Here is a 26,111-nt window from a genome sequence, read left to right on the forward strand (position 1 = left end):
GGCGTTGACCCGGGGGCGTAGTCGACGTTCCGCGGCCACCGCCGAAGCGCGCGGCCGCGGCCAGCCGTGGGGAGAGCATGAACAAGGGCAACCGTGTCCCACCGCAGGACGCCCCGGAGGGAACGGCGGGGGTGACAGCGACCGGCCGAACCGACGCGGAGCAGCCGGAGAGCGCCGCGCAGCGTGGGACACCGGGCGACTTCGAGTTGGCACGCCCGAAGGCCGCGGCGGAGTCCGACTTCGAGCTGGCCAAGCCGGTGTCGGGGACGGCGGGCGGTGCCGGGGCGGATGGGGCCGCCGCGGCCGGAGGGTCGACCGAGCCCGAGGACGGCGCCTGGACGGCTTCCACCCAGCGGCCGAAGCCCTTGCACGACCCCGACCCCTACGGCACCCCGCCGTACGGCGAGCCGGGCCCCTGGGCGCCCGCACCGCCCGTACAGCACCCCGCGGTCACCACGGCCCAGGGAGCACCACCGGTAGTCGGCGCGCCCGCGCCCACACCCGCCCCCGTACCAGGGCCGCACACCCCCGGCGTCCCCGCCCCCGCAGGCCCCCTGCTACCGCCCCCCTCAGGGTCGGAGTCGGGTCCGCGGTATGACCCCTGGGCCACCGGGTCGCCCAGGGAGCAGGTGTTCGCTCAGGGGGCGCTGCAGCAGACCGGTGCCGGGGTGCTGACGGCTGAGCAGCGCAAGCGGCGTGGGCGGCGGCTGCTGGTCGCGTGGAGCCTTGTGGTCGCCGTTGTCTCCGCGGGCATCGGCGGGGTGGCCGGCGCCTGGGTCGAGCGGGAGGGGCTGGGGGACGACGTACACCTGCCGCAGGCCGGGCACGTGCCCGTCGGGCGGGCGCCGTACAGCGTGGCAGGGATAGCCGCCCTCGCGCTGCCCAGCGTCGTCACCCTCCACGTCACCGGCACCGACCAGTCGGACACCGGCACCGGCTTCGTGCTCGACACCCGGGGGCACATCCTCACCAACAATCACGTCGTCGCGCCGGCCGGATCAGGCGGCGAGATATCCGTGACGTTCAGCAGTGGCGACACCGTCAAGGCCAAGGTGGTCGGCCGCGACAGCGGCTACGACCTCGCCGTCGTCCAGGTCCACGGGGTGCACGGGCTCACCCCGCTGCCCCTCGGCAACTCCGACGACGTCCAGGTCGGTGACCCCGTCGTCGCCATCGGTGCCCCCTTCGACCTCGCCAACACCGTCACCTCCGGAATCATCAGCGCCAAGGAGCGGCCCATCACGGCCGGCGGGGAGAAGGGCGACGGGAGCGATGTCTCGTACGTCGACGCGCTGCAGACCGATGCCCCCATCAACCCGGGCAACTCCGGTGGGCCGCTGCTCGACTCGCGGGCCCAGGTCATCGGCATCAACTCCGCCATCCGTTCCGCCGACGGCGGCTCCGACTCGGACAGCGAACAGGCCGGTTCCATCGGTCTCGGCTTCGCCATCCCCGTGAACCAGGCCAGGCGCGTCGCCGAGGAACTGATCAACGACGGTCGCGCCACCCACCCGGTGATCGGCGTCACGCTCGACATGGCGTACACCGGTGACGGCGCCCGTATCGACAGCAGGAGCGCGGACGGCGGCCCGGCCGTGACCCGGGGCGGCCCCGGTGAACGAGCCGGTCTCAAGGCGGGCGACATCATCACCGAGGTCGACGGGCAGCGCGTGCACACGGCCGAGGAGCTGATCGTCAAGATCCGCGCCCACCGGCCCGGCGACCGGCTGCGGCTGACGGTCCGGCGCGGCGGCACGGACCAGGAGGTCCCGCTCCGACTGGGTGCGGCGGCGCGGAACTGACAGAAGTCTCACCTCGGGACGGTACCGGTCGGACAGGAACGGCGGGTACCGTTGAGCGACCGAGGACATCGCAAGGAGCGTCAGGTGTTCAATGACATAGGGCCACTGGAGCTGGTGACGATCATCGTGCTCGCCGTGCTCGTCTTCGGTCCGGACAAGCTCCCGAAGGTCATCCAGGACGTCACGCGCACGATCCGGAAGATCCGCGAGTTCTCGGAGAGTGCCAAGCAGGACATCCGCAACGAACTGGGTCCGGAATTCAAGGACTTCGAGTTCGAGGACCTCAACCCCAAGACGTTCATCCGCAAGCAGCTGGACAACGACGACCTGGGCCTGAAGGAGATCCGCAACGGCTTCGACCTGAAGAAGGAGATGGCCGAGGTCACGGACGCCGTCCACGGCCTGGACAGCGAAGCGTCGTCCTCGTCGGTCCCGTCGTCCGTGTCTTCTTCGGGTTCGGCCTCCTCGGGGCGGATCGACATGACCAAGAAGCCCGAGGAGTCCGGCAAGGACGAGCGGCCGCCGTTCGACGCGGACGCCACCTAGCGCACGCCCCGGCGCCGACACGCGCACGCGGGCGTATGCCGCGCACGTGACGCGTTTCATAGCACGCACCCGTCGCACACGGCTTGAACAGGTCGTTCGCGCGACCCACGCATCCAGCGCCTGCCCTGAGGCTCTCATCGGTGTGGATATGCTGCCGAGTTGTTGTGCGGACCGGCGAGTACGCCCGAAGGGGGGCGGGCCATCCCGGTCCGACGAGAGCGAGGAGGCGTCCGGGCAGATGGAGACGACGAGTCGGGTGGGCGCGCAGGCGCCGGCCGCGGAGGATGGACAGCAGCTCCCCTCCGCCCGGCGTACGGTCGACGGTTATCTGCAGGCACCCTTCCCCTGGTACGGCCTCGACGAGGCGTTCACGGGGCCGCGCTGGCTGATGCAGGTCGGTACGGCGGCCGACGGCGCCGTGGAGCACGGTTCGATCGGGCACGGCGACGAGCCCTCCGTACGGGGCGAGGTCGGCCCCGCCGGTGAGCCGCGGGAGAAGTTCGCGGTGGTCGTCACCGTGGCCGCGCAGCCGTCCCGGAGGAGCGCCGACGGTACGGGGCTGCTGGAGGCCACGTCGGTCTCCTCGGCGGCGTGGCTGGCCGGGGTGGGGCTGCTGTCGTTCACCTGGCCCGGGCAGATGGACCACAGCCTGCGGGACGACTGGCTGGAGCAGCAGACCGAGACCGCGTGGGCTTTGGCCGACGATCTGGAGGGGCCGGAGTGGAGCCGGCTCTCTCTGCCGGTGGATGGGGTTGCGGCCTCTTTCTATTACCGGGAGTCGGAGTTCGGGTGGGTGCTCGCCGGTACCACGGAGGCGGGGGTGCACTTGGGTGCGTACGGGCGGGGGATGAGTGCGTACGGTCTTGGGTTCGCCGTGGTGAAGGACGTTTCCGCTTACGCGTGACGTCCGCTCACGCATGAACGAAGGGGCGCCGATCGATTTCGGCGCCCCTTCGTCGTAGCTCTTCGGAACTCGTTCTTCTCTCTAGAACTTGTTCTTCGGGGTGAGCCCCAGCGACAGGCCCGAAAGCCCCCGCTGCCGACCGCCCAGCTTCCCGGCGATCGCCCGCAGGGCGGAACCCGCCGGGGAGTCCGGGTCGGTCAGGACCACCGGCTTGCCCTCGTCGCCGCCCTCGCGCAGGCGGACGTCGATCGGGATGTTGCCGAGGACCGGGACCGTCGTACCCGTCGTGCGGGTCAGGCCGTCGGCGACCAGCTGGCCGCCGCCCGTGCCGAAGACGTCGACCATCTCGCCGCAGTGCGGGCAGGGCAGGCCGGACATGTTCTCGACCACGCCGACGATCTTCTGGTGGGTCTGGACCGCGATGGAACCGGCGCGCTCGGCGACCTCGGCCGCCGCCTGCTGCGGGGTCGTCACGACCAGGATCTCGGCGTTCGGGATCAGCTGGGCGACGGAGATGGCGATGTCACCGGTGCCGGGCGGCAGGTCCAGGAGCAGGACGTCCAGGTCGCCCCAGTACACGTCCGCCAGGAACTGCTGAAGGGCCCTGTGCAGCATCGGGCCGCGCCAGACGACAGGGGCGTTGCCCGGGGTGAACATGCCGATGGAGATGACCTTCACGCCGTTCGCCGACGGCGGCATGATCATGTTCTCGACCTGGGTGGGACGGCCGTCCGCGCCCAGCATGCGCGGCACGCTGTGGCCGTAGATGTCGGCGTCCACGACGCCCACCTTGAGGCCGTCGGCGGCCATGGCGGCCGCCAGGTTCACCGTCACCGAGGACTTGCCGACACCGCCCTTGCCGGAGGCGACCGCGTAGACCCGGGTGAGGTTGCCGGGCTTGGCGAAGGGGACCTCGCGCTCGGCCTGGCCGCCGCGCAGGGCCGCCGCCAGCTCCTTGCGCTGCTCGTCGCTCATCACGTCGAGGGTGACGTCGACGCGGGTGACGCCGTCCACCCGGGAGACCGCCTCGGTGACGCGCTGGGTGATCGTCTCGCGCATGGGGCAGCCGGAGACCGTCAGGTACACGGTGACCGCGACCGCGCCGTCCTCCCCGATCTCCACCGATTTGACCATCCCCAGTTCGGTGATGGGTCGGTTGATCTCGGGGTCGTTCACCGTCGCCAGTGCCTCGCGCACCGCGTCTTCCGTAGCCATAAGCACGATGGTACGGCGCGCCGAGGGGCGTCCGGGATGCCCCTCAGCGGTCGTCTGTGTCACGTCCCGGAGACCGTTCTGACCGTTCCGCCGGGAATACGACATGCCCGTCGTGATGCCGTCGGTGCTCCAGCTCCTTGACCATGTCCTGCAGCTCCGAGCGGATCCAGTCGCGGGTCGCGACCTCGCCCAGGCCCATGCGCAGTGCGGCGATCTCCCGGGTCAGGTACTCGGTGTCGGCGATGGACCGCTCGTTCTGCTTGCGGTCCTGCTCCAGGTTGACCCGGTCGCGGTCGTCCTGCCTGTTCTGCGCGAGCAGGATCAGCGGGGCCGCGTAGGAGGCCTGCAGGGACAGCGCCAGGGTCAGGAAGATGAACGGGTACTGGTCGAAGCGCAGGTAGCCGGGTGCGGCGATGTTCCACAGCACCCAGAGGATGATGACGCCCGTCATCCAGACGATGAAGCGTCCGGTGCCCAGGAAGCGGGCGATCCGCTCCGACAGCCGGCCGAAGGCCTCCGGGTCCCACTCGGGCAGCACCCGGCGGCGCGGCGGGCGCGGCTGGTCCAGCCGGGGCGCACGGGGCCGGGTGGCGGCGGTGGCGCCCACCGGGTTGCGCTCGCGGGTCGCGGTGTCACGCTCAGGAGCCATAGCTGCCCACCCCCTCGTTCTCGTCGTTCAGGAGGAACTCCGTCTCCCGCCAGTCCTCGGGCAGCATGTGGTCCAGTACGTCGTCCACGGTGACCGCGCCGAGCAGCGATCCGGACTCGTCCACCACGGGCGCGGCGACCATGTCGTACGTGGCGAAGAACCCGGCGATGACGCGCAGCGCCGCATCCGGGTCGAGCGGCTGCAGGTCCGTGTCGACGATGGAGCTGACGAGGGAGTAGGGCGGCTCGCGCAGCAGCCGCTGGAAGTGGACCGTGCCCAGGTACTTGCCGGTCGGGGTCTCGTCCGGCGGTCGGCAGACATAGACCTGGGCGGCCAGTGCCGGGGAGAGGTCCGGGTTGCGGACCCGGGCGAGCGCGTCGGCGACGGTGGCGTCCGGGCGCAGCACGATCGGCTCGGTGGTCATCAGACCGCCGGCCGTGTGCTCCTCGTACGACATCAGCCGGCGCATGTCGGCCGCGTCGCCCGGCTGCATCAGGCTCAGCAGCCGTTCCTTGTCCTCCTCGGGCAGTTCGCCGAGCAGGTCGGCCGCGTCGTCGGGGTCCATGGCCTCCAGGACGTCCGCCGCGCGTTCCTCCTTCAGCTTGCCGAGGATCTCGATCTGGTCGTCCTCCGGCAGTTCTTCGAGTACGTCGGCCAGCCGGTCGTCGTCCAGGGCGGCGGCGACCTCGGCGCGCCGCTTGGGGGAGAGATGGTGCAGGACGTTGGCGAGGTCGGCGGGGCGCAGCTGCTCGAAGGTGGCGAGCAGGCTCTCGGCGCCCTGTCCGTGCTCCTCCAGGGAGAAGCCGGTGACGGCCGACCACTCGACGGTCAGCGTCTCGCCCTTGGCCCGCCGGAAGGCGCTCGCCTTCTTGCCCTTGCGGACGAAGACGCGGTCGATCTCCCAGTCGCGGCGGGCCGGCAGCTGCTGCACGGACACGTCGAGGACGGTGACCTCCTCGCGGGTCTCCACCAGCGTCACCCGCCGGTCCAGCAGCTCGCCGAAGACCAGCCGCTCGGTGGGCCGCTGCTCGAAGCGCCGGACGTTCATCACGCCGGTGATGATGACCTGCCCGGACTCGACGCCGGTGACCCGGGTCATGGGCAGGAAGATACGGCGCCGGGTGGTCAGTTCGACGACCAGCCCGAGGAGGCGCGGGGGTTTGCGGCCCACGCGCAGCATCACGACCAGGTCGCGCACACGGCCCACCTGGTCGCCGTTCGGGTCGAAGACGGGGACCCCGGCGAGGTGCGAGACGAAGATCCGGGGGGCGCCGGCTGCCATGGCTCTGCTTCCTCTGCTGACGTGGCCTGGGAATCCCCCTTTGGTGGGGTGTTCCGCTTTCTTTGTGAATGGATCGGTGAATTGCTCGGATTTGCCCGCTCGGGTGCGCTTCAGGCTAGCCCGTACCGGTCGGATACGCCCCGGTGGGGGGTCCGGACGGACTGGCTCCGCCGGGTGGCCGGGGCACCGGTACGCTGCCGTGCACCGCTCAGGAACCGTCAGAAAGGCGACCCCACCTGTGACTGCGATTCCCCAGGGCCGTACCCGCCGGGCCGCGCTGGTCGCCGCGATCTGCGTCGGCGCCGTGACGGGGACGGCGGTGCTGACCGGGTGCGGCGGCGAGGATCCGGACGCGGGGACGAACGGCGTGGGCAAGCTGCCCGCCGACCGGATCCAGGCGAAGACCCGGTCGGCCGCCCAGGGGGCATCGGCGGTACGGCTGTCCGGCACCGTGGTCACCAGCGGCCGCACGTACCAGCTGGACATGCGGCTGAAGGCCGACGGCGGGACCGGTTCGGTGACCTCGAAGGGGGCGACCTTCAAGCTGCTGCGGGTCGGGAAGCAGCTGTATCTGAAGGCCGACGCGGACTTCTGGAACCAGGCCGGCGGCAAGGACGGCGGCGACGGCGCGGGCGAGAAGCTGAACGGCAAGTACGTGAAGGTGCCGCAGGGCGACCCCGCGTACCGGAAGTTCAGCGGCTTCACGGACAAGGACGTCCTCCTCGACGGACTGCTCACCCTGCACGGCACACTGGCGACGGACGGCCACCACGACGACTCGGGTACCCGCACCATCCGCATCACCGGCGACAAGGGCTCCGGGGGCAGCCTCGACGTCTCCCTGGAGGGCACCCCGTATCCCCTCCGCCTGGTCCGCGGCGGCGGCGCGGGGACGCTCAGCTTCTCGGACTGGGGTAAGGACTTCGCTGTCGCCGAGCCTGCGAAGGGTGAGACCGTCGACTACGGCAAGCAGCTGCCGGCGTCCTAGGGGTTCGGGTGGGTCCGCTCAGGCGTGGGCTGAGCAGGGCTCGGCGCTACCGTCCCTTGCGGCGCTTGGCGAGAAGCTTCGGCAGGCCCGCCGGGATCGGTCGACGCGTAGTCGCCGGAGTCCGCGCAGGAGCCTCCGCCAGGCTGCCGGCGGGCAACGGCACCAAGGACCCGGCCGGAACCAGGCGCAGCACCCGGCACTCGCGGGCCCAGCGGGCCGGCATCTCCTCGCCGTCGGGGGCGTTCAGGCGCTTGCCCTTCAGCTCGGCGACGGCAGCCTCCCACTCCTCGGAGCCGGAGGGCAGCTCGGACACGGTCGCCGGGAACGTCACCAGCCGCCCGCCCTTGTCCTTGCTGCGCACCGTCACCTCGGCGGTGCCCCCGTCGACCAGCCCCTCCAGCGGCTGCTCACCGGGCCCGTCCCCGACCAGGCACACCGCGCCCTCGTGCCACACGTGCCACAGCGCACGCGCGGCACCGGCCCCGGCGCCCCTGACCCAGATGAGGCCGGACTTCTTGGAGGCCTCCTCGATGAGGGCCCGGTCGAGCAGCTCGCTTGTCATGCGCCCAGCCTATCCAGCGCCGCTCACAGCCAGCCGTTGCGCTTCAGCACCCGGTGGATGCCCACACACATGGCGATGGTGAGGCCCAGCACCACCGGGTAGCCGTACTTCCAGTGCAGCTCCGGCATGTGGTCGAAGTTCATCCCGTACACGCCGGTCACCATCGTCGGCACGGCGATGATCGCGGCCCAGGCGGTGATCTTGCGCATGTCCTCGTTCTGCGCGACGGAGGCCTGCGCCAGGTTGGCCTGGAGGATGGAGTTGAGGAGTTCGTCAAAGCCCAGCACCTGCTCCTGGACCCGGGCGAGGTGGTCGGCGACGTCCCGGAAGTACTTCTGGATGTCCGGGTCGACCAGCCGCATCGGCCGCTCGCTCAGCAACTGCATCGGGCGCAGCAGGGGAGCCACCGCGCGCTTGAACTCCAGCACCTCACGCTTGAGTTGGTAGATCCGCGCCGAGTCCACACCACGGGAGACCCCGCCCTTGCGGCCCGGCGAGAAGACCTCGGTCTCCACCTCGTCGATGTCGTCCTGCACCGCGTCGGCGACCGCGATGTAGCCGTCCACCACGTGGTCCGCGATCGCGTGCAGCACCGCCGAGGGGCCCTTGGCCAGCAGCTCCGGGTCGTCCTGCAGCCGGTGGCGCAGCGCCCGCAGCGAGCCCTGGCCGCCGTGCCGGACGGTGATGAAGAAGTCCCGGCCGGTGAAGCACATGACCTCGCCCGTCTCCACGACCTCGCTGTTGGCGGTGAGCCGGTCGTGCTCGACGTAGTGGATGGTCTTGAAGACGGTGAAGAGCGAGTCGTCGTACCGCTCCAGCTTGGGCCGCTGGTGGGCCTGCACCGCGTCCTCCACGGCCAGCGGGTGCAGCCCGAACTCGCTCGCGATACCGGCGAATTCGGCCTCGGTCGGCTCGTGCAGGCCGATCCACACGAAGCCGCCGTCGCGCCGCACCAGCCGCATCGCCTCGTGCGGGCTGAGCGGCTTGTCGCTGCGCACGCGCACGCCGTCGCGGTAGACGGCGCAGTCGACCACGGCCGACGGGGTGGCGGGGTCGCGGGTGGTGTCGTACGACACGCTCGACGCGCTCGTGGGCTTGCGCAGCGAGACGCGGGACGGACGGACCACGGCGCGCAGGTCGCGGATCATCGACATGGGCAGGCTCCTTCGCGACAGGCAACGAAAGACCGCCGGCGACGGGTGGAACTACCCGGAATGGGGACGTCCTGACTGCGGGATGTTTGGCACGTCCACAAAGCGGGGAGCACCGCACCGTCGCGGTGGCGACTTCGCTACTGATGCAGAACTGATGCGATCGGCAGATCTGGTGATCAGACGGATCGGGTGATCAGGCGGATCAGGCAAAGCGAAACGAAGTGCTCTTCCGAAGGGCAACGCGCACAGGAAGGCGTCAGACAGCCGGAAACCAGCCAGTGACTACATCAACGGGCGGAAGAGCGAGTGGTACTGCACGGTCGACTTCGATCCATGACAGCCCCACCTCCTCCGGCCGGTCCCTCGTAAGGGAGTCTCATCGGCGTCGGGACTCGATAGCGACGCTTCTGCGTGCTGTCCCGAACCACCGGCTCAGCGTAGCAGCCGCCCGATGTGTCAAGGCGCAGCTTTGCCCGCTACTGACGAGTTCTATGCTCACCGCATGGTTGATGTTCTTCCTCTGGTCGAAGCACGGTTGACCACCGCGCTGGGCGAGCCGGACGCACGCGCCGCCGTCACCTTCCTCGGCACGGACCGCATCGAGGTGCTCCGGTTCCAGGAGGGGGACGTCGTGCGGTACGCCACCCTCGGCATGTCCGCGCACCCCATGACCGACCCCACCGCGATGCTCGCCGACCCGGTCAAGGGCCCCCGCGCCGAGCTGGTCCTGTCCGTCCGCGCGGGCCTCGCCGACACCGACAAGGTGCTCCGGCCGCTGGCCGTGCTGGCCGCGTCCCCGCAGGTGGAGGGCTTGATCGTGACCCCGGGCGCCTCTTTGGACGTCGGTGACCCGCTGTGGCCCGGCGCCCCCTTCACCTCGGTCCTGGTGGGCGAGCCCGGCGGCCTGGTCGAGGACCTGGAGCTGGACGACCCGATGGAGCCCGTACGGTTCCTGCCGCTGCTGCCGATGACCCCGAACGAGGCCGCCTGGAAGCGGGTGCACGGCGCCCAGGCCCTCCAGGAGCGGTGGCTCGCGAACGGGACGGACCTCAGGGACCCCGCCCGCAGGTCGGTCCCGCTCGACTGATGCGGAAGTGACCGATCTCACCAACTCAAGGCTGGGTTCGGTCACTTGGCAAAGACGATGTCGCCGTTCACGGTGGCGTGCGGGCCCACGCGGTCCACGGCGGGAACGGTTCGACCAGGCCGCTGCCCATGAAGGCGGCCGCTCAGCCGATCAATGTAGGTGGCATCGAGTTTGCCGGACGGGTGATCGTCCTTGACGTGGGCGTGCGGGGGTAGGACCGTGGAGCCCTATGAGGGGCGAACCCAGTTGCCCGAGGTGCGGTGGCCGGGTCAGGGCGCCCGGTCTCTTCGCCGATGCGTGGCAGTGCGATGTGCACGGCACGGTGTATCCGCTGCAGCCCGTGATCCCGCCCAGTGTGGAAGCCCTCGCTGCCGTCGTGCACCGCACGCATGTGCCGTTGTGGATGCCCTGGCCGCTGCCCGTCGGCTGGCTCTTCACGGGCGTGGCCTACGCGGGCGACGACCGCAGCGGCGGCCGCGCGACCGCCGTCGCCTGCTCCGGGCCCGGCCCGCTGGGCGGCCCCGGTGAGCTCATCCTGGTGGCCGAGGAACTCGGCGTCGGCCTCGGCGCGCGGTACGCGGGCATCGACGGCCCGGACCCGGGGTCGTACATGAACGTCGAGAAGCCGCCCCAGGCCAAGGTGCTGGCCGCCGGCCGTCCCACCCCGCTGTGGCACGTCTACCGCACCCCCGACGACCGCGCCGTCTTCGCCGGCGAGGCCCTCGGCATGTGGCTGTGGGCGGTGATGTGGCCCGAGCAGGCGGGCCTGCTCATGTACGACGAGCTGGTGCTGACCGATCTGCGGGACGCGGGGGCGGAGCTGGATCTGGTGCCCTTCGGAGCGTTGTCGCCGCGCTTGCTTCGGCCGTGACGCCTGCTGGGGTGCCGGGTTCTCGTCGTTGGCGGCTGCGGGTCTCGTTGTGGTTGCTCGCGCCCACGCGGCGGAGCCGCATATCGAACACGGCCCCGCGCCCCTTTGGGTTCGTCCAGTAAAGGGCGCTGAACGGTTGCGGGTGTGACAGTGGGCTTGAAAACCCCGGTATCCTTAGGTGTCCCCTTCCGTCCGTCATCGCCTGGAGTCTGCGTGCGTATCGATCTGCACTGTCACTCCACGGCCTCCGACGGTACGGACACCCCGGCCGAGCTGGTGCGCAATGCCGCCGCTGCCGGGCTGGACGTCGTCGCGCTCACCGATCACGACACCACCCGTGGGTACGCCGAGGCGATCGCCGCGCTGCCCGAGGGGCTCACCCTGGTCACCGGCGCCGAGCTGTCCTGCCGTATCGACGGCATCTCGATGCACATGCTGGCCTACCTCTTCGACCCCGAGGAGCCCGCGCTGCTCGCCGAGCGCGAGCTGGTGCGGGACGACCGGGTGCCGCGGGCCAAGGGCATGATCGCCAAGCTCAACGCGCTGGGCGTGCCGGTCACCTGGGAGCAGGTCGAGCGGATCGCGGCCGGCGGTTCCGTGGGGCGCCCGCATGTCGCGACGGCGCTGGTCGAGCTGGGCGTCGTACCGACGGTGAGTGACGCGTTCACCGAGGAGTGGCTGGCCGACGGCGGCCGGGCCTTCGTGGAGAAGCACGAGACCGACCCCTTCGAGGCGATCCGGCTGGTCAAGAACGCGGGCGGGGTCTGTGTGTTCGCGCACCCGGCCGCCGCCAAGCGCGGCCGTACGGTCCCTCAGGCGCGGATCGCGGAGCTGGCCGAGGCCGGTCTGGACGGCATCGAGGTCGACCACATGGACCACGACGCCGACGCGCGCGACCGGCTGCGGGGCCTGGCGAAGGACCTGGATCTGCTGGTCACGGGCTCCTCGGACTACCACGGCAGCCGCAAGACCGTGGCGCTGGGCGCGTACGCGACCGACCCCGAGGTGTACGGGGAGATCACGCGGCGGGCCACCGGGGCGTTTCCCGTGCCGGGGACCGGCGGGGCCTGAGGCCGTCAGCGGCCCTCACACGCCCCTAGTCAACCCTTTCCAGCAAGGCCAGTACTTCCCCATGTTCGACCTCGCCGTCTTCGGCTCTCTGTTTCTGACCCTTTTTGTCATCATGGATCCCCCGGGGATAACCCCGATCTTCCTCGCCCTCACCGCCGGCCGTCCGGCCAAGGTGCAGAAGCGCATGGCCTTCCAGGCCGTGTGCGTGGCCGGCGGGGTCATCGCCACCTTCGGCGTCCTGGGCCACCAGATCCTCGACTACCTGCACGTCTCCGTCCCCGCGCTGATGATCGCGGGCGGTCTGCTGCTTCTGCTGATCGCACTGGACCTGCTCACCGGCAAGACCGACGAGCCGAAGCAGACCAAGGACGTGAACGTGGCGCTCGTACCGCTGGGCATGCCACTGCTGGCCGGGCCCGGTGCGATCGTGTCCGTGATCCTGGCCGTGCAGAAGGCCGACAGTGTGGCCACACAGGTATCGGTGTGGTCCGCGATCCTCGCGATCCATGTCGTGCTGTGGCTGGTGATGCGTTACTCGCTGCTGATCATCCGGGTCATCAAGGACGGCGGTGTCGTGCTGGTGACGCGGCTCGCGGGCATGATGCTCTCCGCGATCGCCGTGCAGCAGATCATCAACGGTCTCACTCAGGTGATCCGGGGGAGCTGAGCCCTCGTAGGCTCGGCTCCCCCGGAAAGCTTGAGTGGCGCGCAGCGCGTGAGCGTTACGAGGCCTGGGTGTCGGCCGGGCGGATCCACAGGCGCTGTCCGATGGCGGCGGCCTGCTGAACGATCCGGTTGACGGAGGCGGCGTCCACGACGGTGCTGTCCACGGTGGTGCCGTCGACCTCGTCGAGTCGCATGATTTCGAAGCGCATGGGCTTCTCCCTTCGTCTGGTCATCCTCCTGAGGAGAACTACTTGGCGGGCCGGAAGTGTCTTCCGGCCTCGTGAGTAGTCAACCTGCCGCGTGTTACAAACATTCCCTACGCTAAAGAAATTTTTCGAACGTCTAATTACCGACCGGTAAGTAGAGGGTGCGGAACCGATCGGGAGCGGTTGTGTTCGCAGCGTGACCACCGGGACAATGGAGGCAATGAACGACGACCTGGCGGCCCTGGGTGCCCGCATCGACCGCACGAACGAGCTGCTGGAACGCATGCTCGCCGAGGTGGCGAAGACGCCCTCCACCCACGCGATCTTCGTCGACGCGGGCTATCTGTACGCGGCCGCGGGCCGGCTGGTCGCCGGGACCGAGGACCGCCGGGCCTTCGATCTCGACGCCGAAGGCCTGATCGAGGCCCTCATCGACCGCGCCCGCCAGGTCTTCGCGGACAGCCGCCTGCTGCGTGTGTACTGGTACGACGGCGCCCGCCGGCGCATCCACACCGCCGAGCAGCAGTCCATCGCCGAACTCCCCGACGTCAAGGTCCGCCTGGGCAACCTCAACGCCAACAACCAGCAGAAGGGCGTCGATTCCCTGATCCGCAGCGACCTCGAATCACTGGCGAGGCACCGCGCGATCAGCGACGCGGCCCTGCTCGGCGGTGACGAGGACCTGGTCTCGGCGGTCGAGGCGGCGCAGGGCTACGGCGCCCGCGTCCACCTGTGGGGCATAGAGGCCCCCGAGGGCCGCAACCAGGCGGAACCCCTCCTCTGGGAGGTCGACAGCCAACGCACCCTCGACCTGGAGTTCTTCAAGCCGTACGTCTCCCGCCGCACGGCCATCGCCTACGACGCCACCGCCGGCACCCGCCCCACCCGCGAGGACGTCCGCTTCGTCGGCGCCCAGATCGCCGCGAAGTGGCTTGTGTCCCGAGGCCGCGAGGCCCTGGTCGAGCTGCTCCCCGGCCATCCCTACCTCCCCGGCTCCGTCGATCAGGACCTGCTGGTCGAGGCCGAGGGTCTGCTCCAGTACTCCCTGCGCGGCCAGGCAGACCTGCGCCGCGCCCTCAGGGACGGGTTCTGGGAGCATCTGCAGACGCAGTACTAGCCCTGTCCGACGGCGCTAGCCCTGTCCGACGGCCGTGTCCCAGAAGTCGGCGATCGCGCGGGCCGTGGCGAGGGGCTGGTCGGTGTTGGGGGAGTGCTCGGCGTCCTCGATCACCGTCCGCCGTGCGTTCAGCCGTACCGCCATGTCGTCCAGCAGGGGCAGTGGCCAGGTGTCGTCCCGCGCGCCGGACAGGACATGGAACGGCAGCGGCAGCGCGGCCAGTTCCGTGACACGGTCCGGTTCCGCGCACAGCTGGCGTCCGGTCGCGATGAGTTGGGCGGGCTTGGTGGCCAGCCAGCGGCGCTGCAGGTCGTCCCGGTCGTCGAGGCCGCCGTCGAGCGTCGCCGTCTCGGTCTCCTCGGGCGTCTCCATCGCCCGCATCGCGTCCCACACCTGGCCCATGGTCATCACCGCGAGTGCGTCCCGCAGCAGCTTCACGCGCTGCTGCTGGGATTCCGAGATGTGCGCGGGGCCGGAGGCCATGAGGGTGAGCGACCGGAAGGGCGCGTGGTCGAGCAGTACGGCCGCGCGCGAGATCTGCCCGCCGAGGGAGTGGCCCAGCAGATGCACCGGCTCCGCGAGCGCCTCCGCCTGCGCCAGCACATCCCGCGCCAACTCCTGCTGCGCATAAGCCGATTCGTCGGTCTCGGGCCCGTCCGACTCGTACTGCCCGCGCCCGTCGACGGCCACGGTCCGGTACCCGCGCCGCGCGAGCGGCACGTGCAGCGGATTGAAGTCCTCCTTGCTCCCGGTGAACCCCGGCAGCAACAGCGCCACCCCTCGGGGCGCGACCCCGTCGGCCACGGGAGCGTCGACGACGGCGAACTCTCCGCGCGCGGTCCGCAGCGAGTACGCACGGGCACCGGGAGGCGGGACGAAGGTGGCGGGCCTGCTCATGGGGAGAGGTTATCGGGCGCGGCGGGTGCGCTGTGCTGTGGCTGGGCGGGGTGCGGGGCTCTGTTTGATGTACGGCTCCGCCGCGGACGTCCGGAAACGGCGACGGCCCGGTCCTCATCAGGGACCGGGCCGTCGCTTGGCGTGTGCCGGATCAGCTCTCGGCGGCCTCGACGGCCGCCGTGGCCTTACGGGTACGGCGACGCGGCTTGGCCTCCGGCTCCTCGGTGGCCTGCGCCGGAATCTCCGCGGTGACCGCCTTGGCGACGGCCTTACGGGTCCGCCGGACCTTCGGCGCGGCCACCTCGGCGTCCCCGTCCGCCTCGACGACGGCAGCGGCCGTCTTGCGGGTGCGGCGGGGCTTGGCCTCGGCCTCGGGTGCCTCGGTCGTCTCCGGTGCGGCGGCGGCCTTCTTCCGCGTGCGGCGCGGCTTGGCTTCCGTGCCCTCGGCCGCGTCCACCGCGGCTTCGGCGGCGGCAGCCGTCTTGCGCGTCCGGCGGGGCTTGGCCTCGGCCTCGGGTGCCTCGGTCGTCTCCGGTGCGGCAGCGGCCTTCTTGCGGGTGCGGCGCGGCTTGGTTTCCGTACCTTCGGCCGTGTCCACGGCGGCCTCGGCGGCCTCCGGTGCGGCGGCGGCCTTCTTGCGGGTGCGGCGCGGCTTGGGCTCCGCCTCCGTGTCCGCCGGTGCTGCCTCGGCCGGTGCTGCCTCGGCCGGTGCTGCCTCAGTCGGTGCTGCCTCGGTGACGGCGGCGGCCGTCTTCCGGGTGCGGCGCGGCTTTGCCTCCGCGCCCTCGGCGGTGGCGACGGCCGTCTCGGCGGCGGGCTCGGCCGTCTTGCGCGTACGGCGGCGCGGCTTCACCTCCGGGGCCTCCAGGGGCGCGGCCACGGCCTGCGGCTCGGCGGCCACAGGTGCCGGCTCCGGCTCCGGCGCGATGGTCTCGGGCGCCGTCTCGGTCACGACCGGCTCCGCCGACTTGCGGGTGCGGCGGCGCCGCGGCTTCTCCGGAGCCTCCGGGACCTCAGGGGTCTCCAGCTGGGCCGGGCCCTCCGCCGTGTCCACCGACTCGACGGCGGCCTCGGTGGCCGTCACCGGCTGCGCCGGCGCCCCGCCGCGGGTACGGCGACGGCGGCGCAGGGTGCGAGGCGCACCGGGCTCCTCCACGCCGGCGGTGTCCGCGGTGCCCGACTCGGTGGCCGGCGCCGCAGGGGTCGTAGCTTCGTCGACCAGTGCCCCGCCACGGGTGCGGCGGCGACGGCGCGGCGTACGGGCCGTACGCTCGCGCTCGGCGGCGCCGGACTCGGGACGGCCGTCACGCTCGCCCCGGCCACCACGGCCGCGGCCGCGAGCGGCACGCCCGCCGGTCTCGCCGAGGTCCTCCAGCTCCTCCGCGTCCAGACCGGCACGGGTCCGCTCCGAGCGCGGCAGGACGCCCTTGGTGCCCTCGGGGATGCCGAGGTCGGAGAACAGGTGCGGGGAGGACGAGTACGTCTCCACCGGATCGTTGAAGTCCAGCTCCAGCGCCTTGTTGATCAGCTGCCAGCGCGGGATCTCGTCCCAGTCGACGAACGTGATCGCCGTACCCTTGGCGCCCGCGCGGCCCGTACGGCCGACGCGGTGCAGGTACGTCTTCTCGTCCTCGGGGGTCTGGTAGTTGATGACGTGGGTCACGCCCTCGACGTCGATGCCGCGCGCGGCGACGTCGGTGCAGACCAGGACGTCGACCTTGCCGTTGCGGAAGGCGCGCAGCGCCTGCTCGCGGGCGCCCTGGCCGAGGTCGCCGTGGACCGCGCCGGACGCGAACCCGCGGCGCTGCAGCTGCTCGGCGATGTCGGCGGCCGTGCGCTTGGTACGGCAGAAGATCATCGCCAGTCCGCGGCCCTCGGCCTGCAGGATGCGGGCGACCATCTCCGGCTTGTCCATGGAGTGCCCGCGGTAGACGAACTGCTTGATGTTCGCGACCGTCGCGCCCTCGTCGTCCGGCGCGGTGGCGCGGATGTGCGTGGGCCGGGACATGTAGCGGCGCGCGAGGCCGATGACCGCGCCCGGCATGGTCGCCGAGAACAGCATGGTCTGGCGCTTGACCGGCAGCATGTCGATGATCTTCTCGACGTCGGGCAGGAAGCCCAGGTCGAGCATCTCGTCGGCCTCGTCGAGGACCAGGCACTTCACGTGCTTCAGGTTCAGCTTCTTCTGGCCCGCGAGGTCCAGCAGCCGGCCCGGGGTGCCGACGACCACGTCGACGCCCTTCTTCAGTGCCTCCACCTGGGGCTCGTAGGCCCGGCCGCCGTAGATCGCGACCACGCGTACGTTACGGACCTTGCCCGCGGTCAGCAGGTCGTTGGTGACCTGGGTGCACAGCTCGCGCGTGGGGACGACGACGAGCGCCTGCGGGGCGTCGGTGAGGGCTTCGGGGGCGGCGCGTCCGGCCTCGACGTCGGCGGGGACGGTGACGCGCTCGAGGAGCGGGAGACCGAAGCCCAGCGTCTTGCCGGTGCCGGTCTTGGCCTGGCCGATGACGTCCGTGCCGGAAAGGGCGACGGGAAGCGTCATCTCCTGGATGGGGAAGGGAGTGGTGATGCCGACGGCCTCCAGGGCCTCGGCGGTCTCGGGGAGGATCCCAAGGTCTCGAAACGTTGTAGTCAGGGTCATGCCTCTTCTGTGTGCGCGGCGCGAGGCGAGCGCGGGGGTCATGTGCGACCGTGCCGGGGACGTCGGCCGCCGTACGAGCGAGCCACTCAAGGCAAGCCGTAAGACACGGGACCTCTGCCGACGCTCTAGCGCTCGTACCGCTGAGGGTGTCCCTCCGGTCGTCGTACGTACTGTGCCGCACGGCCAGGGAGGGCTGTCGGGTCGGAGCCGATCGGGCCACCGACCGGGCATCCTCATGCATGCAGCCTGTTCGGAGCCGTCGAACACCGTCGACGCACTCTGGCAGGCGCATTACCACCATACCCCGGATTCGCGCACATGCGATGGCCGATTTGGTCACGTCATGGTCGTCACACTGATCGGCCACGACCTTCCGACGCCGCGCAAGCGGGCTATTGTGCGCCTCATGACTAGCTCTGACAAGCCTGAGAACGCGTCCGCCGCCTCCGCCGAACCCACCGGTGTCGCCGCCCAGGACTGGGCGCAGGCCTCCGCCGACCCGCAGTACCGCGCCGCCGTCGTGGACCTGCTCGGCGCGCTCGCGTACGGGGAGCTTGCGGCGTTCGAGCGGCTCGCGGAGGACGCGAAGCTCGCGCCGACCCTCGCGGACAAGGCGGAGCTGGCGAAGATGGCCTCGGCGGAGTTCCACCACTTCGAGCGGCTGCGGAACCGGCTGACCGAGATCGGCGAGGAGCCGACGGCCGCCATGGACCCGTTCGTCGCCGCACTCGACGGCTTCCACAAGCAGACCGCGCCCTCGGACTGGCTGGAGGGTCTGGTCAAGGCGTACGTCGGCGACTCGATCGCGAGCGACTTCTACCGGGAGGTCGCCGCCCGTCTCGACTCGGACACGCGCGAACTCGTCCTCGCCGTCCTCGACGACACCGGGCACGCCGGGTTCGCGGTGGAGAAGGTGCGGGCCGCCATCGACGCCGACCCGCGGGTCGGGGGCCGGCTGGCGCTGTGGGCGCGGCGGCTGATGGGCGAGGCGCTGTCGCAGTCCCAGCGCGTGGTCGCCGACCGGGACGCGCTGTCCACGATGCTCGTGGGCGGGGTTGCCGACGGGTTCGATCTCGCGGAGGTCGGGAGGATGTTCTCGCGGATCACTGAGGCGCACACGAAGCGGATGGCTGCGCTGGGCCTCGCGGCCTGAGAGCGGTGCGCTTCGTGGGGGGTGGTTGCGGGGATTTGCGCGGCTGCGGGTGTGGTGTGGTTGCTCGCGCCCCGCGGCGGAGCCGCATGTCAAACACAGCCCCGCGCCCCTTCAGCTTCGGCTACGCCGTCGCTGATCGGCGCAGTCCGCCCGCCGGGCGGATGAGCAGGGACAGGGATGCCGCCGAGATGATCGCGGCGCCCAGGAGGCTCAGCCAGGCGGCGCCGGGGCCGAGGGCGGTGTGGGTGACGAAGTCGCCGAAGAGGGCGCCGGCGATGCCCGTGCAGAAGACCAGCGGGCGGGCCGGCAGGCGGTGGGACAGACGGTGTGCCGCCGCCCAGGCGAGGATCAGACCGAGCACTGCGGACGCGAGTGCTTCCAGGATCATGTCGGGGTTCCTCCCACGGCGGCCTGCCCACGTGCGGTCGTAGCTCGTCATACCCGTGACCTGCGGAGTGCAATCCTCCGCTGTGGAGGAGTTGTGCTCCGACTGTGTGCCCCGCACACGCAGAAGGGCCCGGCGGCACACGGCCGCCGGGCCCTTCTCACGACGTCGGCCTACAGCGCGCCGAAACCCACCTTGCGCACGGTCGGTTCGCCGATCTCCACGTACGCCAGGCGGTCCGTCGGCACCAGGACCTTGCGGCCCTTCTCGTCCTGGAGGGTCAGCAGCTGCGTCTTTCCGGCCAGCGCGTCGCTCACCAGGCGCTCGACCTCCTCGACGCTCTGACCGCTCTCCAGAACGATCTCGCGGGGCGCGTACTGCACGCCGATCTTGACCTCCACGGCTATGTCCCTCCGACGGTCAGTGATGTGCGCGATCTTCCGCGCCGTACCCAGCACACATTAGCCCGGTGAGAGGACCCGCACGCCGCGGGCCGGAACGCCGTCAGCGAACAGCGCACGGGAACAAACGGCCGTCAGTGGTGTTCGCTGCCGTGCAGCGGGAAGCCCGCGATGCCCCGCCAGGCCAGCGAGGTCAGCAGCTGCACCGCCTGGTCGCGCGGCACGCTGCGGTCGCTGTGCAGCCAGGAGCGGGCCACCACCTGGGCGAGACCGCCGAGGCCGGAGGCGAGCAGCATCGACTCCGCGCGCGACAGACCCGTGTCCTCGGCGATGACGTCGCAGATCGCCTCGGCGCAGTCGTTGGTGACCTTGTCGACGCGCTCGCGGACCGCGGGCTCGTTCGTCAGATCCGACTCGAAGACCAGCCGGAAGGCGCCGCCGTCGTCCTCGACGTAGGCGAAGTAGGCGTCCATGGTCGCCCGGACCCGCTGCTTGTTGTCGGTCGTCGAGGCAAGCGCGTTGCGCACGGACTGGATCAGTGACTCGCAGTGCTGGTCCAGCAGGGCGAGGTAGAGGTCGAGCTTGCCGGGAAAGTGCTGGTAGAGCACCGGCTTGCTCACGCCGGCCCGCTCGGCGATGTCGTCCATCGCCGCCGCGTGGTACCCCTGCGCGACGAAAACCTCCTGGGCGGCGCCCAGCAGCTGGTTCCGTCGGGCTCGGCGTGGCAGACGGGTGCCACGCGGGCGTGCTGCCTCAGTTTGCTCGATGGCTGTCACGCCGCCTCCCAAAGTCGTCCATATCGCGGTGTCAGCCGCGCGGCCATCGTACTTTTCGGTAACCGTGGTGTGCGCGCTGCGAGCGCAGAATTTCACGTACCGGACGGCGGCGGAAGCTGCAGCCGGGCGTTCGAGGACTTCGCGGACGCGCTCCTCGCGAGCTGCAGCGGGCGTCCCGTGCGGCCGCGGGGGTCGGCGAGGTCAGCGGTAGTCGTCCTCGTCGAGCGAGACCACACGCGCCTGTTCGACCAGATCGGCCTCGTTCGCGCGGGCCGGATCCACGCCCGTCAAGGGGTCGTCACGGTCCGGCTTGATATCGGTGTGCTGTTCGGCGGCGTCGACCTCGTTGGCTTCGACGTCGATCTCCGGCTCCGGAACCGCGTCGGCCTCCAGGTCCTCGATCGTGTCGGGTTCGGTGGGGTCATAGGCCATGGTGGGCTCCCTTCCTACGAACGTCCCTGGAAACAGCAGGGGCCACATACCGGGTGCCCTCTGTACGAGCCTATGAGACGGCGGAACCGGACGCCATGCCGTCTCGCCCGTTCGCAGCGGACCTGTTCGTATCCGGTTTCGGATCCGGTTGGGATCCGGTCCGGATCCGGTTGGGATCCGGTCCGGATCCGGGTTCGGTTCCGCTCCACCCGTCACCCGCGGTGCACTCTGTGACGGCGAACACATGAACCACGACGTGATCACCTCGTAACATTGCCGCATGTCTTCGACCGAGTCGCCGTCCGTGCCGGCCGCCAGTGTGCTTCCCCGGGTGGCGCCCGTCCGGGTCGGTGAGGGCGAGCGGCTGCGGTCCGTGGGACTGCCCGGGGTCACCCTGTCGATCCGGTCCCGCCGTCCCACGCGCGAGGGCCTGCCGCCCGCGCTGTACGTCCACGGGCTCGGCGGTTCCTCGCAGAACTGGTCGTCGCTCATGGCCGAGCTGGACGGCGTCGTGGACAGCGAGGCGGTCGACCTGCCGGGCTTCGGCGACTCACCGCCCCCGGACGACGGGAACTACTCCGTCACCGGGCACGCGCGTGCGGTGATCCGCTATCTCGACGCGGCCGGCCGCGGCCCGGTGCACCTGTTCGGCAACTCGCTCGGCGGCGCGGTCGCCACGCGCGTGGCCGCCGTACGCCCCGACCTCGTCCGTACGCTCACGCTCGTGTCCCCGGCCCTGCCGGAGCTGCGCATCCAGCGCACCGCGGCGCCGACCGCGCTGCTCGGGGTGCCCGGCGTCGCCGCCCTGTTCACCCGGTTCACCAAGCAGTGGACGGCCGAGCAGCGGGTGCGCGGGGTCCTGGCGCTCTGTTACGGCGACCCCGGGCAGGTGTCGCCCGAGGCGTTCCAGCACGCCGTGGAGGAGCTGGAGCGGCGGCTGCAGCTGCCGTACTTCTGGGACGCGATGGCCCGATCCGCGCGCGGGATCGTCAACGCCTACACGCTCGGCGGACAGCACGGGCTGTGGCGCCAGGCCGAGCGCGTGCTCGCGCCGACCCTGCTGATCTACGGCGGCCGCGACCAGCTGGTCGGCTTCCGCATGGCCCACCGGGCCGCCCGCGCCTTCCGCGACTCGCGCCTGCTGTCCCTGCCGGACGCCGGGCACGTGGCGATGATGGAGTACCCGGACGTGGTGGCCAACGCGTTCCGGGAACTCCTCGCGGAGACCGGGGACACCGGCACCGACTCGGGCACGGGGAGCTGAGGCCGACGTGGGACGCCACAGCCGCCGCGGCCCGTCCCCGAAGGGCGACTCCGCGGACGCACCCCCCGCCGGGCGGACCAGCGGCGCCCGAGGCGGGCAGCCGCTGCTACCCGGCCAGCGACAGGCACCGACGAGCGCTCCCGGCACCGCCACCGGCTCCCCGCCGCGCGGCCCGCAGGACTTCCCGCCCGGCACTCCTACAGGCGGTGCCCCGAGGTTCCCCGGCGGCCCGCCCGCGCGTGGTGTTCCGGGGCTTCCTGACGGCACTCCCGTGCAGGGGTTCCGCAGGCTTCCTGACGGCACTCCGGCCCAGGGTGTACCGAGGCTTCCCGACGGCACTCCCGTGCAGGGGTTCCGCAGGCTTCCCGACGGCACTCCGGCCCACGGTGTTCCGAGGCTTCCCGACGGCACTCCGGCACATGGTGTCCCGAGGTTCCCGGACGGCATGCCGGCCCAGGGTGCGCCGCGTTTCGGGGAGGGAACCCCGGCGCGCGGCGTGCCGCGCCTTCCTGACGGGACGCCCGTGCGTGGTGTTCCCAGGCTGCCTGACGGGACGCCCGCGCGTGGTGTTCCGGGGCTTTCCGACGGCACTCCCGTGCGTGGTGTGCCCCGCCTTCCGGACGGCACCCAGGCGCACGGTGTCCCGAGGCATCCTGACGGGACGACCGCGCACGGCATGCCTCGTCTTCCCGACGGCACCCCCGCACAGGGTGTCCGCAGACTTCCCGACGGCACCCCCGCGCACGGTGTTCCCCGTCTTCGTGAGGGCGCTCCGGCTGCTCGTGGTGGGCACCCCGAGCAGCGGGAAGCCGGTGGTGGTTGGGGCGAGTTCGCGGGGGCGGCCGGTCCCGGTGTCGTGCTTCCGCGGCAGCGGCCGGCCGGTCCGGGGGCCGGGGCCGGGCCCCGGCAGGAGTATCTCGACGCCTTCACCGGCGGGCACGGCGGCGTCGGCCTCGACGACGACATCGACGTCTTCACGCCCCGGCCGGGCAAGCCTCGCCCAGCCGAGGGGCACCCGGCCGACGCCCCGGAGGCGGACCCCGGCGACGCACCCCCGACCGGCCCGCCCGCGCAGCCCTCCGTCGGCCTGCCCGCGCAGCGCCCCGGCGGCAAGGGACGGGCCTTCACCGGTATCGCGGCGGCCGCCGTCACCACCGTGCTCGCGGTGATCGTCGCCGGCCAGGTCACCGGGTCGCAGCACGACGGCGGCGGACAGCCGAGCGCCGCCACCGACCAGGCCCGGGACGCACGTACCCCCGGCAGTGAGGCCTCCTCCGCCTCGCCCGGCACGGTCGCGCTGTCGTACGAGCAGAAGATGGACCGGAAGTACCCGCTCAGCGCCACGCTGAAGGGCTCGGGGAAGTTCGAGACCGTGCCCGGTTCCGCCAAGGCGCCCGGCAAGGGGCAGAAGTACACCTACCGCGTGGACATCGAGCAGGGACTCGGCCTGGACGGCGAGCTGTTCGCCGAGGCGGTGCAGAAGACCCTGAACGACGACCGAAGTTGGGCCCATGGCGGCGCCCGTACCTTCGAGCGGGTCTCCTCCGGCAAGCCCGACTTCGTGATCACGCTGGCGAGCCCCGGTACGACCGCCAAGTGGTGCGCCAAGTCCGGGCTCGACACCGCCGAGGACAACGTCTCCTGCGACTCGGCCGCCACCGAACGAGTGATGATCAATGCATACAGGTGGGCCCAGGGCAGCACGACATACGGGGACAAAATCCACGCCTACCGGCAGATGTTGATCAACCACGAGGTCGGTCACCGGCTCGGCCACGGCCATGTGACGTGCCAGAAGGACGGCGAACTCGCCCCGGTCATGCAGCAGCAGACCAAGTTCCTCGACCATGACGGAATCCACTGTCTGCCCAACCCCTGGCCGTATCCCAGGAGTTGACGGGCGCCACTCATGTCACATTGACGTGAGCCGTATGTTCGTTCATATTTCTGCCCATGTGGTCTAGTCATGCCGTCCGTGGGAGCGCAGCCATCGAGCTGGCGCTCATCGGCGTGACCGCACTCTGCGTGGCCGACATCGACTGTCGCTGACGCCGCCTCCCCGGCGTTCACGTCGCGACCCTTCTCCGCTTTTTGCGTCCGTGAGTCAGTCACGGACTGAGTCACGCATTTTCGACGACCCGACGCTGGGGCTGACGTCTGCCCGCAATCGTCTCACTTCTTGTCCATCAGTCTCAGTATTCGAGAGGTCGTCATTCCGATGCGTCAACCGTCCGTCATAGCGCGCCGCGTGGCAGCGGCATCCGTCAGCCTGGTCGTGGCAGCGGGCGCCGCCGCCTGCGGCCCGAAGGACAGCGATGCCAAGGGCTCCGGTGGCGACTCCACGCCGCACAAGGGCGGCACCCTCACGGTGCTGAACTCCGAGCCGCAGACCGACTTCGACCCCGCTCGCCTCTACACCTCCGGCGGCGGAAACGTCCCTTCGCTGGTCTTCCGCACCCTCACCACGCGCAACCGCGAGAGCGGCGCGGCCGGCGCCAAGGTCGTCCCCGACCTCGCCACCGACACCGGGCGCCCCAGCAAGAACGCGACCGTGTGGACGTACACCTTGAAGAAGGGCCTCAAGTACGAGGACGGCACGCCGATCACCTCGGCCGACATCAAGTACGGCATCGAGCGCTCCTTCGCCCCCGAACTCTCCGGCGGCGCCCCCTACTTGAGGGACTGGCTGGTCGGCGCGGCCGACTACCAGGGCCCCTACAAGGACAAGAAGGGCCTCTCGGCGATCGAGACACCGGACGCGAGGACCATCGTCTTCCGTCTCGACAAGCCCGAGGGCGAGTTCCCGTTCCTCGCCACGCAGACGCAGTTCGCCCCGGTGCCCAGGAGCAAGGACAACGGCACCAAGTACGAGGAGCACCCGATCTCGTCCGGCCCCTACCGGGTCGTCAAGAACGAGAACGACGGCGAGCACCTGCTCCTGGAACGCAACAAGTACTGGTCGACGGCTGTCGACGACCAGCGCAAGGCCTACCCGGACACCATCGACGTCCGCTCCGGGCTCGACTCCTCCGTGATCAACCAGCGGCTGTCCGCGTCTCGGGGTGCGGACGCGGCCGCGGTCACCACGGACACCAACCTCGGCCCGGCCGAACTCGCCAAGGTCAGCGGCGACAAGGAACTGGCCGCGCGCGTCGGCACCGGCCACTTCGGCTACACGAACTACATCGCGTTCAACCCGACCGTGAAGCCCTTCGACAACCCGAAGGTGCGGCAGGCGATCGCTTACGCCGTCGACCGGTCCTCCGTGGTCAACGCGGCCGGCGGCAGCGCGCTCGCCGAGCCCGCCACCACCTTCCTGCCGAACCAGAAGTCCTTCGGCTACACGCCGTACGACCCGTTCCCGGCGGGCGCATCCGGCAACCCGGCCAAGGCCAGGGAGCTGCTCGCCCAGGCCGGCTACAAGAACGGGCTCACCGTCACGCTGACCCACTCCAACGCCAAGGACTTCGAGACCAGCCCGGAGATCGCGACCGCCGTCCAGGACGCGCTCAAGAAGGCCGGCATCACGGTCAAGCTGCAGGGCCTGGAGGACAACGACTACCGGGACACGATCCACAGTGTGAAGACCGAGCCCGGTTTCTTCCTCGCGCACTGGGGTGCCGACTGGCCCTCCGGCGGCCCCTTCCTCGCCCCGATCTTCGACGGCCGGCAGATCGTCAAGGACGGAGCGAACTTCAACACAGGTCTGCTCAACGACAAGTCGGTCAATGCCGAGATTGACGCGATCAACAAGTTGACCGACCTTGACGCCGCCGCCAAGCGGTGGGGCGCACTGGACAAGAAGATCGGCGAGCAGGCCCTCGTCGTGCCGCTGTTCCACCCGGTCTACAAGCGTCTGTACGGCCAGGACGTCAAGAACATCGTCATCAGCGACTGGACCGGCGTGCTGGACATCTCCCAGGTCGCGGTGAAGTAGCACCGTGAGCGAGGCACTCGTCGCCGTCGGGGCCGGGGGGGGGGGGGGGGGTGGTGGGGGGGGGGAGGGGGGGGGTGGGGGGGGGGGGGGGGTGGGGGGGGA

Annotated in this window: 26 protein-coding genes; 14 read left to right on the forward strand and 12 right to left on the reverse strand. The window is 70.9% G+C overall.

Annotation, left to right across the window (positions count from 1 at the left end):
• Window positions 1–77 precede the first annotated feature (77 nt).
• The 3 genes from ACZ418_RS07285 (at window position 78) to ACZ418_RS07295 (ending at window position 3,252) form a co-directional block, all read left to right on the forward strand.
• Window positions 78–1,802, forward strand: coding sequence for a S1C family serine protease (locus tag ACZ418_RS07285; protein ID WP_468358202.1), 1,725 nt, complete (start codon window positions 78–80; stop codon window positions 1,800–1,802).
• An 84-nt stretch (window positions 1,803–1,886) separates the two neighbouring features.
• Entirely contained in the window at window positions 1,887–2,348 is a 462-nt protein-coding gene (locus ACZ418_RS07290) for a sec-independent translocase (protein ID WP_468358205.1), read from the forward strand.
• Window positions 2,349–2,586: 238 nt separating this feature from the next.
• Complete coding sequence (locus ACZ418_RS07295; RefSeq protein WP_468358208.1) at window positions 2,587–3,252, forward strand: hypothetical protein; 666 nt, start codon at window positions 2,587–2,589, stop codon at window positions 3,250–3,252.
• A gap of 81 nt (window positions 3,253–3,333) precedes the next feature.
• Here ACZ418_RS07295 and ACZ418_RS07300 read toward each other — a convergent pair whose 3' ends face one another.
• Genes ACZ418_RS07300 through ACZ418_RS07310 form a run of 3 tightly spaced genes read right to left on the reverse strand, consistent with a single transcriptional unit; the run spans window position 3,334 to window position 6,398 of the window.
• Entirely contained in the window at window positions 3,334–4,467 is a 1,134-nt protein-coding gene (locus ACZ418_RS07300) for an Mrp/NBP35 family ATP-binding protein (protein WP_468358211.1), read from the reverse strand.
• Window positions 4,468–4,510: 43 nt separating this feature from the next.
• Window positions 4,511–5,116, reverse strand: a complete 606-nt coding sequence (locus ACZ418_RS07305) for a DUF1003 domain-containing protein (RefSeq protein WP_468358214.1) — start codon at window positions 5,114–5,116, stop codon at window positions 4,511–4,513.
• Window positions 5,106–6,398, reverse strand: a complete 1,293-nt coding sequence (locus ACZ418_RS07310) for a magnesium transporter MgtE N-terminal domain-containing protein (RefSeq protein WP_468358217.1) — start codon at window positions 6,396–6,398, stop codon at window positions 5,106–5,108. The genes ACZ418_RS07305 and ACZ418_RS07310 overlap by 11 nt, the downstream gene beginning before the upstream one ends.
• A gap of 238 nt (window positions 6,399–6,636) precedes the next feature.
• Here ACZ418_RS07310 and ACZ418_RS07315 point away from each other — a divergent pair, with 238 nt between their 5' ends.
• A complete protein-coding gene (locus ACZ418_RS07315) occupies window positions 6,637–7,386 on the forward strand; it encodes a hypothetical protein (protein ID WP_468358220.1) in 750 nt (249 codons plus the stop codon).
• Window positions 7,387–7,432: 46 nt separating this feature from the next.
• Here the strand turns inward: ACZ418_RS07315 and ACZ418_RS07320 are convergent, their stop codons facing one another.
• Together ACZ418_RS07320 and ACZ418_RS07325 are read right to left on the reverse strand one after the other, a co-directional pair.
• The gene (locus tag ACZ418_RS07320; protein ID WP_468358223.1) at window positions 7,433–7,948 is read right to left on the reverse strand and encodes a hypothetical protein; all 516 of its coding nucleotides are present in this window, start codon (window positions 7,946–7,948) and stop codon (window positions 7,433–7,435) included.
• A 23-nt stretch (window positions 7,949–7,971) separates the two neighbouring features.
• The gene (locus ACZ418_RS07325) at window positions 7,972–9,102 is read right to left on the reverse strand and encodes a magnesium and cobalt transport protein CorA (RefSeq protein ID WP_468358226.1); all 1,131 of its coding nucleotides are present in this window, start codon (window positions 9,100–9,102) and stop codon (window positions 7,972–7,974) included.
• Between the two features lie 502 nt (window positions 9,103–9,604).
• Here ACZ418_RS07325 and ACZ418_RS07330 point away from each other — a divergent pair.
• The 4 genes from ACZ418_RS07330 (at window position 9,605) to ACZ418_RS07345 (ending at window position 12,798) form a co-directional block, all read left to right on the forward strand.
• Complete coding sequence (locus ACZ418_RS07330) at window positions 9,605–10,189, forward strand: suppressor of fused domain protein (protein ID WP_468358229.1); 585 nt, start codon at window positions 9,605–9,607, stop codon at window positions 10,187–10,189.
• 229 nt (window positions 10,190–10,418) lie between these two features.
• Window positions 10,419–11,060, forward strand: coding sequence for a DUF6758 family protein (locus ACZ418_RS07335; RefSeq protein ID WP_468358232.1), 642 nt, complete (start codon window positions 10,419–10,421; stop codon window positions 11,058–11,060).
• A 213-nt stretch (window positions 11,061–11,273) separates the two neighbouring features.
• Window positions 11,274–12,131: a PHP domain-containing protein gene (locus ACZ418_RS07340; protein ID WP_468358235.1), complete on the forward strand. Its 858-nt coding sequence runs from the start codon at window positions 11,274–11,276 to the stop codon at window positions 12,129–12,131.
• Between the two features lie 61 nt (window positions 12,132–12,192).
• Window positions 12,193–12,798 (forward strand): MarC family protein, encoded by a 606-nt coding sequence (locus ACZ418_RS07345; protein WP_468358238.1) that lies wholly within the window; start codon window positions 12,193–12,195, stop codon window positions 12,796–12,798.
• A 55-nt stretch (window positions 12,799–12,853) separates the two neighbouring features.
• Here the strand turns inward: ACZ418_RS07345 and ACZ418_RS07350 are convergent, their stop codons facing one another.
• Complete coding sequence (locus ACZ418_RS07350) at window positions 12,854–13,006, reverse strand: hypothetical protein (protein WP_194294011.1); 153 nt, start codon at window positions 13,004–13,006, stop codon at window positions 12,854–12,856.
• Window positions 13,007–13,214: 208 nt separating this feature from the next.
• Between ACZ418_RS07350 and ACZ418_RS07355 the strand changes: the two genes are divergently transcribed.
• The gene (locus ACZ418_RS07355; protein WP_468358931.1) at window positions 13,215–14,120 is read left to right on the forward strand and encodes an NYN domain-containing protein; all 906 of its coding nucleotides are present in this window, start codon (window positions 13,215–13,217) and stop codon (window positions 14,118–14,120) included.
• Window positions 14,121–14,135: 15 nt separating this feature from the next.
• Here ACZ418_RS07355 and ACZ418_RS07360 read toward each other — a convergent pair whose 3' ends face one another.
• Entirely contained in the window at window positions 14,136–15,017 is an 882-nt protein-coding gene (locus ACZ418_RS07360) for an alpha/beta fold hydrolase (protein WP_468358242.1), read from the reverse strand.
• 151 nt (window positions 15,018–15,168) lie between these two features.
• Window positions 15,169–17,661: a DEAD/DEAH box helicase gene (locus ACZ418_RS07365; protein ID WP_468358245.1), complete on the reverse strand. Its 2,493-nt coding sequence runs from the start codon at window positions 17,659–17,661 to the stop codon at window positions 15,169–15,171.
• A 406-nt stretch (window positions 17,662–18,067) separates the two neighbouring features.
• On the opposite strand from ACZ418_RS07365, the gene ACZ418_RS07370 reads away from it, so the two are divergent.
• Window positions 18,068–18,814 (forward strand): ferritin-like fold-containing protein, encoded by a 747-nt coding sequence (locus ACZ418_RS07370; protein WP_468358247.1) that lies wholly within the window; start codon window positions 18,068–18,070, stop codon window positions 18,812–18,814.
• Window positions 18,815–18,935: 121 nt separating this feature from the next.
• Here ACZ418_RS07370 and ACZ418_RS07375 read toward each other — a convergent pair whose 3' ends face one another.
• The 4 genes from ACZ418_RS07375 to ACZ418_RS07390 all read right to left on the reverse strand — a co-directional run bounded on the left by ACZ418_RS07375 (window position 18,936) and on the right by ACZ418_RS07390 (window position 20,808).
• A complete protein-coding gene (locus tag ACZ418_RS07375; RefSeq protein ID WP_468358250.1) occupies window positions 18,936–19,202 on the reverse strand; it encodes a hypothetical protein in 267 nt (88 codons plus the stop codon).
• Window positions 19,203–19,372: 170 nt separating this feature from the next.
• Window positions 19,373–19,600, reverse strand: coding sequence for a DUF3107 domain-containing protein (locus ACZ418_RS07380; protein WP_450981106.1), 228 nt, complete (start codon window positions 19,598–19,600; stop codon window positions 19,373–19,375).
• 134 nt (window positions 19,601–19,734) lie between these two features.
• The gene (locus ACZ418_RS07385; protein WP_468358253.1) at window positions 19,735–20,376 is read right to left on the reverse strand and encodes a TetR/AcrR family transcriptional regulator; all 642 of its coding nucleotides are present in this window, start codon (window positions 20,374–20,376) and stop codon (window positions 19,735–19,737) included.
• 201 nt (window positions 20,377–20,577) lie between these two features.
• Window positions 20,578–20,808, reverse strand: coding sequence for a hypothetical protein (locus ACZ418_RS07390; RefSeq protein WP_468358256.1), 231 nt, complete (start codon window positions 20,806–20,808; stop codon window positions 20,578–20,580).
• A gap of 280 nt (window positions 20,809–21,088) precedes the next feature.
• On the opposite strand from ACZ418_RS07390, the gene ACZ418_RS07395 reads away from it, so the two are divergent.
• From ACZ418_RS07395 to ACZ418_RS07410, 4 genes are all read left to right on the forward strand, one after another.
• Complete coding sequence (locus ACZ418_RS07395) at window positions 21,089–22,072, forward strand: alpha/beta fold hydrolase (protein ID WP_468358259.1); 984 nt, start codon at window positions 21,089–21,091, stop codon at window positions 22,070–22,072.
• 676 nt (window positions 22,073–22,748) lie between these two features.
• Window positions 22,749–23,969: a DUF3152 domain-containing protein gene (locus tag ACZ418_RS07400; RefSeq protein ID WP_468358262.1), complete on the forward strand. Its 1,221-nt coding sequence runs from the start codon at window positions 22,749–22,751 to the stop codon at window positions 23,967–23,969.
• Between the two features lie 56 nt (window positions 23,970–24,025).
• A complete protein-coding gene (locus ACZ418_RS07405; protein ID WP_351207989.1) occupies window positions 24,026–24,121 on the forward strand; it encodes an Ms4533A family Cys-rich leader peptide in 96 nt (31 codons plus the stop codon).
• A 169-nt stretch (window positions 24,122–24,290) separates the two neighbouring features.
• Window positions 24,291–26,009, forward strand: a complete 1,719-nt coding sequence (locus ACZ418_RS07410; protein ID WP_468358265.1) for an ABC transporter substrate-binding protein — start codon at window positions 24,291–24,293, stop codon at window positions 26,007–26,009.
• The last annotated feature ends 102 nt before the right edge of the window (window positions 26,010–26,111 follow it).

The sequence above is a fragment of the Streptomyces sp. NPDC030820 genome (genome assembly GCF_055572075.1).